This is a genomic window from Brevibacillus sp. RS1.1 (assembly GCF_013284365.1).
In the GTDB taxonomy this organism is placed as follows: Bacteria; Bacillota; Bacilli; order Brevibacillales; family Brevibacillaceae; genus Brevibacillus; species Brevibacillus brevis_D.
The window spans coordinates 1,181,896-1,198,880 of sequence record NZ_JABSVA010000001.1 but is presented as its reverse complement, the minus strand read 5'-3'; the positions used below and the strand labels follow the sequence as shown (position 1 = coordinate 1,198,880).

Below are 16,985 nucleotides of genomic sequence, written 5' to 3'. Positions count from 1 at the left end.
AATGCAACCGGTTGTAGAGCTGCGTGAAATCGAGAAGGGTATCGCACTGATCACCATGCAGGACCGCGTATACAAAAACACGTTCTCCGACGACCTGGTAAAGGGTTTGGCGCATGCTTTCCTAACTGTAAAGGAAACAGAGCGGTATAAAGCCGTTATTTTGACCGGGTATGATACTTATTTTGCTTCCGGCGGGACGCAAGAAGCTTTGCTTGCCATTTTCGAAGGGCAATTGAAATTTACGGACAGCAACATTTACAGTCTTGCATTGGAATGTCCGGTTCCCGTCATATCCGCTATGCAGGGTCATGCGATCGGAGGCGGGTTTGTGATCGGATTGTTTGCCGATTTTGTCGTCATGAGCCGTGAGAGTGTCTATACGGCCAATTTCATGAAATACGGCTTCACACCGGGAATGGGTGCAACGTATATCTTGCCGCGAAAGCTGGGATTGAGCCTGGGCAATGAAATGCTGCTAAGCGGCAGCAATTATCGCGGGGCGGATCTGGAGAAGAGAGGCGTGCCTTTCGCGGTCCTTCCCCGGGACCAAGTGATGAGCCATGCTCTGGAGCTGGCGCGGCAGCTGGCAGAAAAGCCGCGCCTTTCGTTGGTTGCTTTGAAGGACCATCTGGTTGAGACGGCGCGAGCCGAGCTCCCGAATTATATTGCGAAAGAGGTCGCGATGCATGAGCTAACCTTCCATCAGACAGAAGTTCGGGACAAGATTCTGTCCTTATTTGGTAAATAGCGAACAGGCAGGGGGTGTGAGGGTGAATATTCAAGAGATACTTCGCGCTTTGCAAGCGGGAGAGGTTAGTTCTGAAGATGCCAAGAGTCGAATTATGGAGCTGAAGGCTGCCGACGGGAGGAATTTCCCGTCTCCAGCAGACCATGCTGATTCCCGTAGTCCGGAACCGGAGAAGGCGGGATTGAAAGTCGACAGCCGGCAGTCAGCGAAATCGGATTCTGCTGGCCTGGTCGTGTCGAACGTTCATCACATCAGCGAGGTTTCTTTGCGGCCATGGTCTGTATCAGAGCCCGGCTTTGGTGAAATGACGATACAAGTCATGGCATCGGCAGTTAATTTTCCAGATCTCATGTGCGTAAACGGGCTATACCCGACGATGCCCGATTATCCATTCGTGCCGGGGTTTGAAGTAGCCGGAATCGTCACATGCATCGGCAAAGGCGTAGAGGAGTTCCAGATCGGCGATGAGGTCATCGCTCTTACAGGCAGGCAGCTGGGCGGCCATGCAAGCGAAGTGAATGTTGCCGCCGCTAATGCCGTCCGGAAGCCTTCCAACATAACGTTTGAAGAAGGGTGCAGCTTGCCTGTTGTTTTCTCCACAGTTTATCACGCTTTCGAGACAGGGAAGCTTGCGCAAGGCGAGCAGGTGCTCATTCAGACGGCGACAGGAGGCTGCGGCCTTATCGCCCTGCAGTTGGCGAATTTGAAAGGCTGCAAGATTTACGGCACGAGCAGCAAAGCCGATAAGCTCGCCCTGCTTGATAGGCTTGGCGTTGCTGCGGCGATCCATTACAGCGCCTCGCCCTTCGATCGGGAAATCGCCTCCTTAACCAATGGCCGCGGGGTTGATGTTGTACTTAATATGCTGTCCGGGGACGCGATTCAGAAGGGCTTGAATTGTTTGGCCCCTTCAGGTCGCTACCTGGAGCTGGCCGTGCATGCACTGAAGACGAGCGGAAATCTGGATCTTTCCGGACTTGTACATAACCAAACAATTCATAGCATTGATTTACGGCGGTTAAGTGCCCAAAAGGGATTTAACAAGGAATTGCTCCATGTGATGGTTGACCTGCTTCAAACACAGAAAATCGTACCCATTGTGTCCAGGATTTACCCCTTCAAGCGAATTCAAGAGGCGCTTGAATATGTCAGCCGCGGACAGCATATTGGCAAAGTCGTCATAAGCCGTACGGCGGAGGACATGACGGACCAGACTGACGAGCTGATCGAGCGGATGCGAAGGCAGAAAAGTCAGAGGCAGGAATCCTTTGGATTGCACAGTGCACAAGTGGTCGTCCGTAGCCAGGAAGATATGACCAAGGAGAAAAGCCGGAAATCGCCCGCTCTGGATGGCATTGCCATCATCGGGATGTCAGGCCAATTCCCCAAGGCCGCTACTATTGATGAATTATGGGACAACATTTGCAAAGGTGAAGATTGCGTATCCGAGATTCCTGCAGAACGCTGGCCTCTCGAGCGATACTACGATCCCGATCCTAAGAAGCCGGGCAAAACATATTCGAAATGGATGGGCGTCTTGGGGGATGCGGACAAATTTGATCCGTTATTTTTCCAAATATCGCCCGTGGAAGCGGAATACATGGATCCGCAGCAGCGGCTATTCCTGGCGAACAGCTGGGCATGCATCGAGAATGCCGGACTGCGTCCATCAGACTTGTCCGGTAGCCGCTGCGGGGTCTTTGCTGGATGTGGCACCGGCGATTACGGACGTATGGATAGTGGAGAAGAGCTCCATGCGCAAAATTTGATGGGGACCTCGGTTTCCATTTTAAGCGCACGCATCTCCTATCTGCTGAATTTGAAGGGTCCCTGCATGGCGATCGACACAGCTTGCTCCTCCTCGCTGGTCGCGATTTCAGAAGCCTGCAACAGCTTGCTCCTGGACAATTGCGACATGGCGTTGGCTGGCGGCGTTAATGTCATGAGCGGACCGGCTATGCATATTATGACGAGCAAATCCGGGATGCTGTCCAAGGATGGGCACTGCTATACGTTCGATAACAGGGCGAATGGATTCGTTCCGGGGGAAGGTACGGGCGTGCTGCTGCTTAAGAGGCTATCCGACGCGGTCCGCGACAAAGACCCGATTCATGCTGTCATACGCGGCTGGGGTATTAATCAGGACGGGAAGACAAACGGAATTACAGCCCCCAGCGCTACTTCACAGGAAGAGCTGGAGAAATCCGTCTTTGATAAATTCGGCATTAACCCGGAGACCATTTCGCTTGTTGAAGCACATGGTACAGGAACAAAGCTCGGCGATCCGATCGAGGTCGAAGCCCTTACGGCATCGTTCGCCGCATATACGGACAAGAAGGGCTACTGCGCACTCGGTTCCATAAAGAGCAATATCGGTCATTTGCTTGCGGCATCCGGCGTATCGGGCGTCATCAAGGTTGTACAGTCGCTGAAGCACCGTATGCTGCCGCCAACCATTCATTTTGATTCCTTGAATGAGCATATCCGACTTGATGGAAGCCCCTTCTTTATAAACACGTCCTTGAAGAGGTGGGAGAGCGAATCCGGCATTCGACGGGCCTCGGTCAGCTCCTTCGGGTTTAGCGGAACGAACGCCTATATGGTCATTGAGGAATACAATCCGGAATCGCCCGGACATTCGGCTCCACCTATGGATCAACCGCTATTATTCCCGGTATCGGCCAAAACCGAAGATCAGCTGGACGACGCTGTCGCATCCCTTAAAGCCTTCCTACTGCGGGAAACAGACATCTGTTTGTCAGATGTGGCGTTGACGCTGCAAGCGGGGAGGGAAGAAATGGATGTCCGTGCGGCGTTCACGGCAAACACGAGGAAGGAACTGCTGCAGGCAGTGGAGGACCATTTGCTGCGGAGGCCTTCTTCTTTTGTATTCACTGGGAAAGTAAACAGAAGGCAAATAAGGAATCCGATCGCATCAAGCCAAGAACTGCCATCGGAGCATGAGACTGGTTCCTCTCAAGAGGTAAAGCTTGCCAATTCCGCAAAGAAGTGGGTGCAGGGCTTACAAGCGCTGCCTTTGGTGAACGGGGGGAAGCGCATCCACATGCCGACCTATCCGTTTGCGAAGGAGCGGTACTGGCTTGAAGCAAAGGCTTCGGACCGGGACCCGCTCCATACGAAAACTTTGACTGAGCGTCTTCATCCGCTTGTGCACAGAAATACGTCGGTGTTAGGGAAGACCCGGTTCAGCGCTTCTTTTACAAATGAGGAGACGCTGCTGCGAGACCATGTTGTCTCCGGACAGTCTATCATGCCAGGAATGGCCTTCCTTGAGATGGCCCGCGCTGCAGTCGAGCTTGCGACTGATTACGTGGATAAGGGACAGGCCATTACGCTGGAAAATGTGGTATGGCTGCGGCCTTTTATTGCGAAAGCAACGACCGAACACATTCATGTTTCCTTAACGCAGGAGGGTGACAACCAAGTTTCATTTTGTATGCTGGCAGGACCTTCGGAGGCTGATGCGGATGAAGGCCTTATTTATAGCAAAGGGACAGCTGTTATTCATGCGGCTTCTGCCCCTCCTCAGCTGGACGTGCAGGCCATTCGCGCCCAATGCTCGGTCGCAAAGCTGGATCAGGAAACGTGCTACGGTGCTTTCGAAAATATGGGAATTGCATATGGTCCAGGTTATAGAGCAGTAAAGACGATTGAAATCGGCGAAGATTGTGCGATCGCTAAGATTCATTTGCCGGCCGCCATGAGTGACGAGATGCAGCGGATTGGATGCAATCCGGTATTGCTCGACGCTGCCGCTCAGTCCACGATCGGCTTCGCCTTGCACAGTCATGGACGCCAAATCGGCGCTGAGGCAAACGGGCCATATGTGCCATTTGCGATTCAGGAGCTTACGGTCTACCGTCCTTGTACTTCAGTGATGTGGGCGGTCACTCGCATAAGGAAAGCAGAAGCTTCAGGTGATTCGCTGCGCGTCTTCGATATCGATTTGTGTGACGAGGAAGGCCATGTTTGTACGGCCATGCGGGGAATGACAACCAAGAGTGCAGGGAAATCAGGGGCCTGGAGCTTTAACCCTGATCAAGCCGAGACGGATGGTTCCCACCGATTACCTGATGGATTGCTGCTGCTTCCTACCTGGGAACTTGCCGCATTCAACGAAGCGCCAAGCCTGCAAAATGTTCCGGATGCCGACATCGTGATCGGCGGAACGCCAGAGCAAATCATTCAAATCAACCACAAGTATCCCGCGGCTCAGCCGCTGTCGTTTGAAGCCAAAGCTTCGATTGAGGATATGGCTCAGAAGCTGAGCAACTATAACGATCTGAAGCATATTATATGGATCTCGCCAGTTCATCCGATTCAAACCGTGCGGGACGAAGGTATGATCAGTGAACAACAGGATGGGGTATTCCAGCTTTTTAGACTCATAAAGTCACTGCTCGAAATCGGCTTCGGGTCGAGGCCCTTGCACTGGTCCATCATCACCGTGGAGGCTCAGCCGATTCTTGCAGGCGAAACATCTGGCTTTGCACATGCCGGTGTCCATGGGTTGGTCGGGTCGATGGCGAAGGAATATCCGAGCTGGAGCGTGCGACTGTTAGACATAGGCCTGAAGGATGAACTGCCGTTGGACGTTCTGCCATCGCTGCCAAGGGATGCCAAGGGAAACGCATGGGGCTACCGAAAAGGCGGTTGGTACAAGCAGATGCTGGTTCCTGTCAAAAGCTTGCCGATTAAGCGTACCACTTACCGGCAAGGCGGCGTTTATGTCGTCATCGGGGGAGCCGGAGGCATTGGCGAGGTATGGACCGAGTATATGATCCGTACCTATCAAGCACAAATCGTGTGGATTGGCCGCAGAGAGATGGATGAAGCCATTCGGGCTAAGATCGCACGGTTAGGGGATCTTGGACCTGCGCCAGCCTATATCCAGGCCGATGCGGCAAATTTGGCATCGCTCCAGCAGGCCTATGAGACGATAAAGTCGCGGTATACGCGTATTCATGGCATTGTTCACTCCGCGATCGTCCTGCTCGATCAAAGTTTGGCAAAAATGGACGAGCAGCGGTTTGAAGCGGGGTATGCAGCCAAAAACGGCACAGCTGTACGAACAGCTCAAGTATTTGATCGTGAGCAGTTGGATTTTGTTTTATTCTTTTCATCTTTTAATTCGTTTCTGAAATCGCCTGGTCAGAGCAATTACACAGCTGGGTGTACATTTAGCGACGCTTTCGCAGTGAAGCTCGCCTCCGAATGGTCTTGTGCCGTCAAGACGATCAATTGGGGGTATTGGGGAAGTGTGGGGACGGTTTCATCCGATGCTCTCCGTGAGAAAATGGCACGGATCGGAATGGGGTCCATCGAGCCGGACGAAGCCATGGACGTCGTGGAAAGACTGCTTGCTGGGAAGGTGAATCAACTGTGCTTCGTCAAAACGACCAAGCCACTACATATAGAGGAAACAGCCGCAGACCAGCATATAGCGGTTCTACCTGAACGCTTCGGATCAGTCCTCAGCAGGATCAGAAGCGTCTTCGCTCCGGCTCCCTTTCAAGCCCTCTCGTCTGCAGAAAGACCTTTAGAGGAAGAGACGGGAAGTATCCCGGATGCGAAGCAGCGGGCAGAGGTGCTGTCTCTCGTGAGGGAGACGGCAGCAATGTTCTTGAAGGTCGACGAACAGGACATAGAACCCGACGCGGAATTAGCGGAATATGGCCTTGATCCGGTTAAGATGAGTTTACTCACGGAAATGCTCAATCAACGGCTCGGAATAGATGTAACGCCGGAGCTGGTCATCCGGCACCGGAGTTTGAGGGAGCTGGCAGATAGGATCGTAGATATAAGATGGAAGCCGGGTGTATAGCAATGGACGAAAGGAGCGGTCAGGTGAACGGTATAGAGGAGAGCATACGAGACGTAAAACGCCTGGAAGAAGAGGTTCTGGTCAAGCTTCTTTGGGTGCAGCTGCAAGCTGCCGGCTTCTTTAACCGAGAGCGGCAATCCAAGGAGGGGCTGGCCGGATTGCTGGGCCAATCTCGGCTTTACGATAGATGGTTGGAGACTAGCATCGATTATTTGCTTCGCTATGGCTTTATATCGGAGGTTGTCGGCGAATACGTCGTCGATCCGAATCGGAAAGAAGACCATGCAGCCGTCTGGGCCCAATGGGATCGGCATTTAGAGCAGTGGAGGGATCACCCGGATTCCGGCGCGCAAATGATCCTTGTCGACGCTGCACTCCGAGCACTTCCACAGGTGCTGTGCGGAAATACGGCCGCTACGGATATTATATTCCCGAACGGATCGATGACGCTTGTTGAGGGTGTCTACAAAAACAATCACATCGCGGATTACTTCAACAAGATCGTATCGGATCTTACGCTTGCGTTTATTAAGGAACGGGTTCAAGAAGATCCTGCTGTCCGCTTGCGCATTTTGGAAATCGGTGCAGGAACGGGCGGAACAAGCGCACGGGTGCTGGCAGGACTTAAACCGATGCAGGAGCATATTGCAGAATACTGCTATACGGATATTTCTCAAGCGTTTTTGCTTCATGCCCAGCACGAGTACGGACCGCATTACCCGTTTTTGACCTATCGTCTATATGATGCCCAGAAGCCCGCGGCGGTGCAGGGCTTCGAGGAAGGCGCATTCGATCTTGCGATTGCAACCAATGTGCTGCATGCAACCCGAAATATGAAGACAACAATCCGAAGCGTCAAGACGGTCCTGAAGCACAGTGGTCTGCTGCTCCTCAATGAAATGAGCAGCAGCAATCTGTTCATCCACCTGACGTTCGGTCTGCTTGAGGGCTGGTGGCTGTATGAGGATCAAGAGCTTCGGATGCCGGGATCACCGGGTTTGACACCCAATTCGTGGCGTTCGCTGTTGGAGGAGGAGGGCTTCCTCGATGTGTTTTTCCCTGCTGAGCATTCACACGGTCTCGGACAGCAGATTATAGTAGCCGAAAGCGACGGTGTAATCCGCATACGAAGTCAAGAGGATGCATCGGATAACGCTGCAGAAGAACAACCCCAACGGAAGCCAATTGCTCGTACAACGCTGTCCGCCAAAAAGGATGAACAAAGCCAGGAGGTGCTCCGCGAGAAGGGCAGAGAACGACTGAAGGCGCTCACCTGCGAAACGCTGAAAATTCCATACCAGCGCATGGAAACATACGTGTCGCTGGAGACATACGGAATCGATTCGATTCTGGTCGTACAGCTTACGGAAGCACTCCGGCCTCATTTCGCCAAAATAAACAGTACGCTATTTTTCGAGCACGCAACGATTAATGCGCTAGCCGACTATTTGCTGCAAGCCCATCCAGAGGAGATGCTTCGCTTCACGGGAATGGAGAGACAAGCAGTAGGCAGCTCCATTTTCGATACGCAAGAAGTGCCCGATAGCAATCTAGCGCCAGATCGTCATATGGAACCGGCAGCCCTTGAGCCGATTAGTGAACAGCAACCCGTCATCGAAATGACGAGGAGCGAAGCGGCAGGCAAACAGGATGTCGCGATCATCGGTTTATCCGGACGTTATCCGGGGGCACGGAATGTAGAACAGTTCTGGGAAAACCTTAAACAGGGAACAAATTGCATTACCGAAATCCCATCCGACCGGTGGGATTGGAGACTCTACTACGACGAAGAGCGGGGCAAGGAGGGCGCTGTCTATAGCAAATGGGGAGGATTCCTGGACGATATCGACAAATTCGACCCGCTATTCTTTCAGATTGCGCCGAAGGAAGCCGAACGAATGGATCCGCAAGAGCGGATTTTTTTGGAAACCGCTTATGCAAGTATAGAGGATGCTGGTTATACCCCTGAACGTTTAAACCGTTCAGGGAAGGTTGGTGTTTTTGTCGGGGTGATGAACGGCAATTATTCGACTGGGGCGAATTTCTGGTCCATTGCAAACCGGCTATCTTATCTTATGAATTTCCAGGGGCCGAGCCTGGCTGTCGATACGGCATGCTCCTCCTCGCTCACTGCGATCCACCTTGCGCTCGAGAGTATCTATTCCGGTACTAGCGAATGCGCGATTGCGGGCGGCGTTAATTTGATCGTAGATCCCGTCCACTACAAAAGGCTAACTTCGATGAACATGCTCTCCTCCGGCGATCAATGCAAATCCTTCGGTGCACAAGCCGACGGATTCGTCGATGGAGAGGGTGTAGGCGCGGTTGTCCTCAAGCCGTTGCATGCGGCGATTGCGGACGGCGATCATATTTACGGCATCATAAAAGGAAGTATGCTGAATGCCGGCGGCCGGACGAACGGCTATACGGTACCCAGCGCTTCCGCTCAAGCGCAGCTGATCCAGGACGCATTAAAGCGGTCTGGCGTACATCCGGGGGCCGTCAGCTATATCGAAGCTCATGGTACTGGAACGGAGCTGGGTGACCCGATTGAAGTCGAGGGGCTGACGCGAGCATTCTCGCCGCTGGCAGGAGAACATGGCTATTGTGCGATTGGATCCGTTAAATCGAATATCGGCCACTGTGAAAGCGCGGCTGGCATAGCGGGACTGACCAAGGTGCTGATGCAAATGAAGCATGGGCAGCTTGCGCCGACTTTGCACGCGGACGAAGTGAACCCGAATATCGCCTTCGAGCACACGCCTTTTGCGGTGCAGCAGCGGCTGACGGAATGGAAACGGCCCGTCGTCGTCTTGAACGGGGAAACAATCACGTATCCCCGTATGGCCGGCATATCCTCCTTCGGTGCCGGAGGAGCGAATGCCCATCTTGTCGTCCAAGAGTTCACAGAGAAGGCCGAAGACCGTCCGGATTTGGCACAGCACGCTTCCATCATCGTTTTATCCGCGATGAACGAGGAGCGTCTAGAAGCGAACGTCCGCCAGTTCGCCGAAGCCATCGGGGCAAGGACATGGCGGAATGAGGATCTTGCAAGTATTGCGTTTACGCTTCAGATTGGCCGGCAGGCGATGGAGGAACGTTTAGCCTTCACCGCAGCGTCAATTGCCGAGCTAAAGGAACAGCTGGAACAGTACAGGATGTATGGCGCGGGCCCCGGCATTTATCGCGGACAGGTTAAGCGGGGAAGAAATTCGTTTCAAGCACTGGCAGCAGACGATGATATGCAGACGGCAATTGATGCCTGGTTTGCCAAGGGAAAGTACGGTAAGCTGCTTGACCTTTGGACGAAAGGGCTCGAAATCGATTGGCAGAAGCTCTACGGCGGCAAACCTCCGCGCAGGGTGAGCCTGCCGACTTATCCGTTTGCCAAGGAACGCTATTGGCTCGCTACTTCTGAACCGGATGCTATTAAGGTCCCTTTTGAAGGGATGACGTTTCAGGAAACGTGGCAGCCGGATGAATGGAAGGAAGTGCTGCGCGAACAGCCGAGGACGGTCGTTTGCTTCCTTTCGGATTCACACCGTCAACTAGAGCTGACGGAAGCCGTTAACCGCTTAAGTCCGAAGACAAAGCTGGTTTTTGTGTCACGGTACGAGGGCGGAGCGTTGAATACATGGCCGCATTCCATAGATAAGTGGGATTCATCCGGCTTCGAACGGGTGCTGGCGGACGTCAACCAGACAGAGGCTGTAGAAGCCATTTTGTTTTTATGGCCTTTGGAGACAGCGCCTTCAGCGCAAACGACGGACGAACTAACCGCGCTCATCCAAGGGATGAATACCTCCGGCCTTACGTCGACCAGGCTGCTGGCCGCGGCGATGTGCTCCACGGATATCGAACGCTGCCATGCGGAGTCTTGGATCGGCTTTGAGCGTTCGATCGGCCCGCTTATGAAGGATGTGCGGATGTCTGTTCATCTCTTTACGGACGGTTTTCAGGCGGAACGCAGTTCGGGTCGCAATCTTTGGGAGTCGTTGTGGATGGAGCTTGGACAGGACAAGGTGCGAAGCTCTTTATATACAGGGGGAGAGCGGCATGTTTGTTCCGTGCGCGAAACCCGGCTTCAGCCGAAAGCGACCAAATTCCGCCGGGGCGGCATTTATCTCATAACAGGCGGCTTCGGCGGAATCGGCATGGTCGTTGCGGAGCATTTAGCCAAAACGTATCAGGTCAAGCTTATCCTGACAGGTCGGTCATCCATTGATGCTGGCAAAAGATCGATGATGAAAAAGCTTGAAGCGGCAGGCGCTGTCGTATTCGCGATCCAAGCGGACGTGTGTGACTATGCCGCCATGAAGCAAGGACTTGCTGAAGCTCGGGCTGCTTTATCGGGAGACATAAACGGCGTTATCCATGCAGCCGGTACGGAAAGCGGTTGCAGCATTCTGGAGAAGAAAACAGAGCAATTCCACGAAGTCATACAACCGAAGATTACCGGCACGCTCTTGCTTGATGAGCTGCTTCAAGAAGAACGCGAGCTTGATTTTGTTGCTTACTTCTCTTCGATATCCGCTGTACTGGGCGATTTCGGATCGTGCGATTACGCTGTCGGTAACCGGTTCATGACCGCCTACGCGGAGAGAGCTTCCCGCATTCGCATGGGAGATCGACGACATGGCGGGTCGATTGTTTCTATTCAGTGGCCGCTGTGGAAGGATGGCGGCATGAGTGTCGGGGATCCGGCTATGACGCAAATGTATCTTCAAGCAAGCGGTCTGCACACCTTGGAAGCCGAGCAGGGGATCGCGCTGCTTGAGCTTCTGTTAGCACAGGATGAGCCTAATCATCTTGTGATGGTTGGGAATCGGGAGAGCGTCCGCCGCTCTCTAGGTCTGGAGCCGGCAGTTGAACAGGAAGCGGTAAAGCCGGTGAAGGCGGCGCCGTTGACATCAATCGCGAAGCGGACAGAACAACGTGTCGAGCCGCATGTAGAAGAGCTGCTGGAGGAAGACCTGATGGCGCACATCAGTCGAATAGTCGCGATCCCGATTGACCGGATCGACAAGGAACAGTATTTTTCTGATTTCGGCTTCAATTCCATCAGCTTTGCCGAGCTGGCTTCATCGCTGACCAAGCATTACCGTATTGATCTTACGCCAGCCGTCTTCTTCTCCTATCCGACGGTGGAGAAGCTTATCCATTTTTACTTGCGGGAGCATCGTGACGACCTGACCGGGTTTTACAAGGACAGATTTGAGGTTCGTCCTGATGGTGTACTGGATGTTCATCAGGAAGCAGTTGCTCCGGAATCCGTTCATACGGAGCCATCTAAACCGATTGAAGAACCCGCCGCTGCGGTTGAAACACAAAGCCATCCATTTCCAGAGCCCATCGCGATTATCGGCATGAGTGGACGGTTTCCTGAGGCCCGTTCGGTTGAAGACATGTGGCGTATTCTCCGGGAGGGCCGCGATGTGGTTCAGCCGATGCCAGAAGAACGAAGCACTCTCATGAACGGTGAGAACTGGACGTGCGGATGGGTGCCGGGCGTCAGCGAGTTCGATCCTGCCTTCTTCGAAATCTCTCCGCGCGAGGCGGAGCTGATGGACCCAAGACAGCGGCTGTTATTGCAGGAGTCGATGCGAGCGCTGGAGGATGCAGGATACGGGAGTAAGCAGTTGCGGGAAGGAAATATCGGCGTTTTTGTCGGAGCCGAGGATGGCGACTACCAGTTTATCGCGAAAGGGGCAGGCAGTGTGACCTCCACGAACAATGCGATACTGGCATCCCGCCTTTCGTACTTCCTTAACCTGAGCGGACCTGTTATGTCAATCAATACCGCTTGTTCCTCCGGGCTGGTCGCCGCCCATCAAGCATGTGTCAGCCTTCGCAACCGTGAATGCGATACGGCTATCGCCGCCGGTGTTAACCTTATGCTGACGCCGTTGTATTTGAACGGGATGAGGGAAGCGGGCATGCTCTCGCCGGACGGCAAATGCTATGCCTTTGACAACCGGGCGAACGGTATGGTACCGGGCGAGGCGGTCGTCGCCGTCGTGATGAAAAGATTGTCTTTGGCAAAGAAAGATGGCGATCCGATTTATGCTGTCATCCGCGGCAGCGGCATCAATTATGATGGCAAAACGAACGGAATTACGGCGCCGAATGCGGCAGCACAGGCCCGCCTCATCCGTTCGGTGTACGAGCAGGCCGGCGTGAATCCGAAGCAGGTTGAGTATATCGTTACGCATGGAACGGGTACAAAGCTGGGGGACCCTGTCGAAATCCACGCGCTTCAGGAAGCGTTTAAAGGGGCTTCGTTGAACGAAAGTACATGCGCGTTAACCTCTCCCAAAACTAATTTTGGTCATAGCTTCGCAGCTTCAGGCCTGGTCAGCCTCGTTAATCTCGTCCAGGCGTTCCGTCATGAGACGATACCGGCAAGTCTTCATATAGATAAGGAAAACGACTATATTCGCTTTGAAGGGAGTCCGTTCTATGTGAACCGCGAGCCGAGGCCATGGCGTTCCAGCTCAGGCGCGCCGTTAACTGGTGCCGTAAGTGCGTTCGGCATGAGCGGTACGAATGCCCATTTCGTTCTTCAAAGCTACAACGAGAAGCAGCACAGCAGCTATTCCGGTCAAACAGCGTATTATATGCTACCCCTTTCAGCAAAGAGCGAGGATGCGCTTTTGCGGAGAATAGAAGATATGCGCCATTACATGGCGAGCCAGCCTGCATCGGTGGAATTATCACAAATTTGCCGTACGCTTCTCGAAGGCAGACAGCCGTTTGCTTATCGCTGCGTAATTGTTGTCTCCAGCAAGGAAGAAGCGGTAGAAGCCTGGGTGGCTGCGGCTGAGAAGCGGTCTAGCTCGCACATTTTGTTCGGACAAGTAGAACGGATGTTTAAAGCCGACAAGGCGAAGGAGCAGGAAAGGGCCGATTGGCTTCATAAAATTCTGTCTATGGACAAGGCTTCGAGTGAATACCGGGGAGCATTGATCGCGCTGGCCAAGTTATACTGCCAAGGCTATAGCGTGGACGGGGATTTATTATTCGGGGATGAGAGGCAAAGTCGTATCCATTTGCCGGTATATCCGTTCTCTCGGGACCACTATTGGGTGCCGGCAGCACCACTTGAGACCTCAAGTAGTGCTACAGCAGACTCCCTTAAGCCCGATACGACACGTTTGCTCTGCAAAGAATGGATAGAAGCGCAGGCATCGGCCGACGGTGAACCGCCAGGTAAAGTCGCTATCGTTACTGAGGATGGAACTCGCGAGCTTGCGATGGAACTTAAATCCCGGATTCCCGGCGCTGTCGTCCTTCATTCTCGCCAACTCGATGAGATGACAGCGGGAGAGGTCGAGGAGATGGATTTCGATGCTTGCATTGACCTTTTAGGCTGCAGAAGCGAAGTGGATCGGAGCCTGGAAGGATTGCCTTGGCTCCAGCGACTAATAGACGTAAGACGAAGAAAAGGGATCAAATTGATCGGCGTAACGAAAGGTCTTGAGCGATTCCGCAACGATGCCGTGGGATTATCCGGAGCTTGCATAGCCGGACTATACCGTATGCTGCAAAGCGAATACGCCAATATTCATTCTAAGCATGTCGATCTGGATGCTTCGGATAATTGTAAAGACTGGGCGGAACAATTGATTGCAGAACTGCATGGTAACAGCGAGTGGCCGGAAATTTGTTACCGCAAATCCGTGCGTTACCGCGCATGCCTACGGGAGCAAGAGACGGCACAGAATGCCAAGCCGTTTTCGTGGCCGGAGGGGCAAGTGTTGTGGATTACCGGCGGAACGCGAGGACTAGGCGCATTGTGTGCACGTCATTACGTTGAAACCATGGGCGTGAAAAGGCTGGTCCTGCTCGGGAAAGAAGCGCTGCCTCCCCGGGAAGAATGGGAATACGAGGCGGTCCAGACTTCACCAGTGGCGAATAAGATCCGTTTGGTAAAGGAATTGGAGAAGATAGGGGCAGACGTGCGGACGCTCGCCATCCCGCTAACGGATACAGGTGCACTGAAGCAGGCGCTTCTTGATATTCGAGAGGAATGGGGACCGGCAGGAGGCGTGATACACTGTGCGGGCGTCGGCGATCGGGAGTATCCGGCTTTTGTTCACAAGCCAACCTCTGTTATACGGCAGGTATTGGAGCCGAAAGTGGAAGGCTTAATGTCCGTATGGGAATGTTTCAAGGATGAGCCGCTTGCCTTTTTTGCTCTATTCTCGTCCGTATCGGCGGCTGTTCCATCGCTAGCTGCGGGACAAAGCGATTATGCGATGGCCAATTCGTTTATGGATTATTTCGCGCAGGCTCATGCGAATCAAAAGCCCATTATCAGCATTCAGTGGCCGAGCTGGAAAGAATCGGGCATGGGCGAGGTACAAAGCAGCGCCTTCCTTGCCACCGGTATGAACAGCCTGACCGATCGGGAAGGGCTGAGATTGCTCGATCATATGATTGCAAATCTGCCGGGAGCGGTCGTTCTGCCTGCTGTCGTTCAACCTGACAAGTGGCAGCCGGAGCGTCTGCTTATGCGGCGACTTGATAGCAGTCTCACCACGCAGGCTCCCGCTTCCGACCCATCGGAAGTGCGCTTGGAGTCACAAGCATCGCTGCCGGGAGCCGTACGTTCATGGCTGTTGGATTTATTTGCAGCAGAATTGAAGCTTGAACGATCCAAGTTGGAGCTTACCATACCGATTCAGGATTATGGTGCAGACTCGATCATATTGGCGCAATTAATTCGGACAATAAGCCGCACCGTAGGTAAGGATATCGATCCATCTGTGCTTTACGAGCATACGACCATTCAGTCGCTCGCAGATTGGCTGACGGCCTCCTACAGCGAGCCGCTGACCCGGGCGTTGCTGTCGGGAAGCCAGGAGCATGAACAGTCAATGCCAATTCATGATTTTAGCGATGCTCCTTCAATGCCTGTAGCAGAGATCTCCCGTCAGTCCAATCATCAGGAACGAATCGGCGAGGAGGATATTGCGGTCGTCGGGATGTCCTGCCGATTTCCTGGAGCAAAGGACTTGACCCATTATTGGTCGCTGCTCACGGAAGGCCGAAGCGCGATACGGCCGGTCCCAGAGGAACGATGGGGGAGCGCCCAACCTTATTATGCAGGGCTACTGGATGAGCTTCGCCATGCCGATCCGTCGTTTTTTCATATTCCGGATGAGGATGCCAGAGCGATGGACCCGCAGGCGTTGCTCATCTTGGAGGAAAGTGTAAAAGCGCTTCATCACGCAGGATATAACCGAGCAGACGTAAAAGGGAAGGCCGTTGGTGTTTATATCGGTGCCAGAACCCAGTATTGGCCGGGCGAGGAACTGCTCCTTCAAACGAGAAATCCGATCGTTGCAGTCGGCCAAAATTACTTGGCTGCCAATATATCCCGTTATTTTGACCTAAGGGGTCCCAGCATGGTGATCGATACGGCCTGTTCCTCTGCCTTAACTGGGATGAGCATGGCCATTCAAAGCCTGCGGAGCGGGGATACGGTGTCAGCATTGGTGGGAGGGGTCAGTCTACTGAACAGCGACTTCTCGCACAAACTATTCGGTCAGCGCGGCATTCTGAGCAAAAGCTCGACATTTCATGTCTTTGACCGCCGAGCTGATGGCGTTGTACTCAGTGAAGGCGCCGGCGTTGTCCTGTTAAAAACAGTGAAACAGGCGCTGGAAGACGGAGACCGCATCTATGCCGTTATCAAGGGAATCGCCGTAAATAACGATGGAAGAACTGCAGGGCCGACGGCTCCAAATATGCAAGCGCAGAAGGACGTCATGCTCGCTGCCTTAAAGAAGAGCGGCAGAAAGCCTTCTGACGTCTCTTATATCGAAACGAACGGCTCAGGCTCGGAAGTAACCGATCTGTTGGAGCTCAAGACGATCCAGCAGGTTTATGGCAACGGTGGAAATGCCGCAATTGCATTGGGCTCCATCAAACCCAATATCGGTCACCCGCTAAGCGCCGAAGGGATTGCGAGCTTCATTAAGGTTGTGCTGATGCTCGATCATGACCAGTTTGTACCGTTTTTATCGGGCGAGCAGCCGATGCAGCATTTTGATTTGGAAGCGTCCCCGTTTTTCTTTCACCGCGAAACGAAGAACTGGAGTGAATCGGTTCGAACAGCGGCGATAAACTGTTTTGGAGACGGAGGCACCAATGTTCATGCAGTTTTAGAATCTTGGCAGGAAATGCGCTCAGGCGACGCCATACGAAAGCCACTGCCTTGGCCGGAAGAATGGCAGGAAAGCAGAAAACAGATCAGCGTATCATCGTCTGATTCGCAGAAGGTCAAGAACCGAACGAATATATGGAAAATGAAAGCGGAAGAGCGGAAGGTCAACAGTCCGAAATCATTCTGGGGCGGAACGAAACCCAAATAACCCCATCGGGCTT

At 53.3% G+C, this 16,985-nt stretch carries 3 protein-coding genes and 1 pseudogene; all 4 read left to right on the top strand.

Translation table 11 applies throughout. The features are described from left to right. The first annotated feature begins 1 nt into the window (after position 1). Entirely contained in the window at positions 2 to 748 is a 747-nt protein-coding gene (locus HP570_RS05285) for a polyketide synthase (protein ID WP_173625091.1), read from the top strand. 22 nt (positions 749 to 770) lie between these two features. After that, positions 771 to 6,593, top strand: a complete 5,823-nt coding sequence (locus HP570_RS05280; RefSeq protein ID WP_173625090.1) for an SDR family NAD(P)-dependent oxidoreductase — start codon at positions 771 to 773, stop codon at positions 6,591 to 6,593. Then, a pseudogene (locus tag HP570_RS30105) lies at positions 6,575 to 7,624 on the top strand (class I SAM-dependent methyltransferase); the annotation flags it as partial. The gene HP570_RS05280 and the pseudogene HP570_RS30105, both read left to right, overlap by 19 nt. A gap of 18 nt (positions 7,625 to 7,642) precedes the next feature. Next, positions 7,643 to 16,972 (top strand): SDR family NAD(P)-dependent oxidoreductase, encoded by a 9,330-nt coding sequence (locus HP570_RS05275; protein WP_483862085.1) that lies wholly within the window; start codon positions 7,643 to 7,645, stop codon positions 16,970 to 16,972. Positions 16,973 to 16,985: the final 13 nt, after the last annotated feature.

Excerpts from the sequence above, each read along its gene's own strand:
- HP570_RS05285 (WP_173625091.1), top strand. The coding sequence starts at position 2 with ATGCAACCGGTTGTAGAGCTGCGTGAAATCGAGAAGGGTATCGCACTG.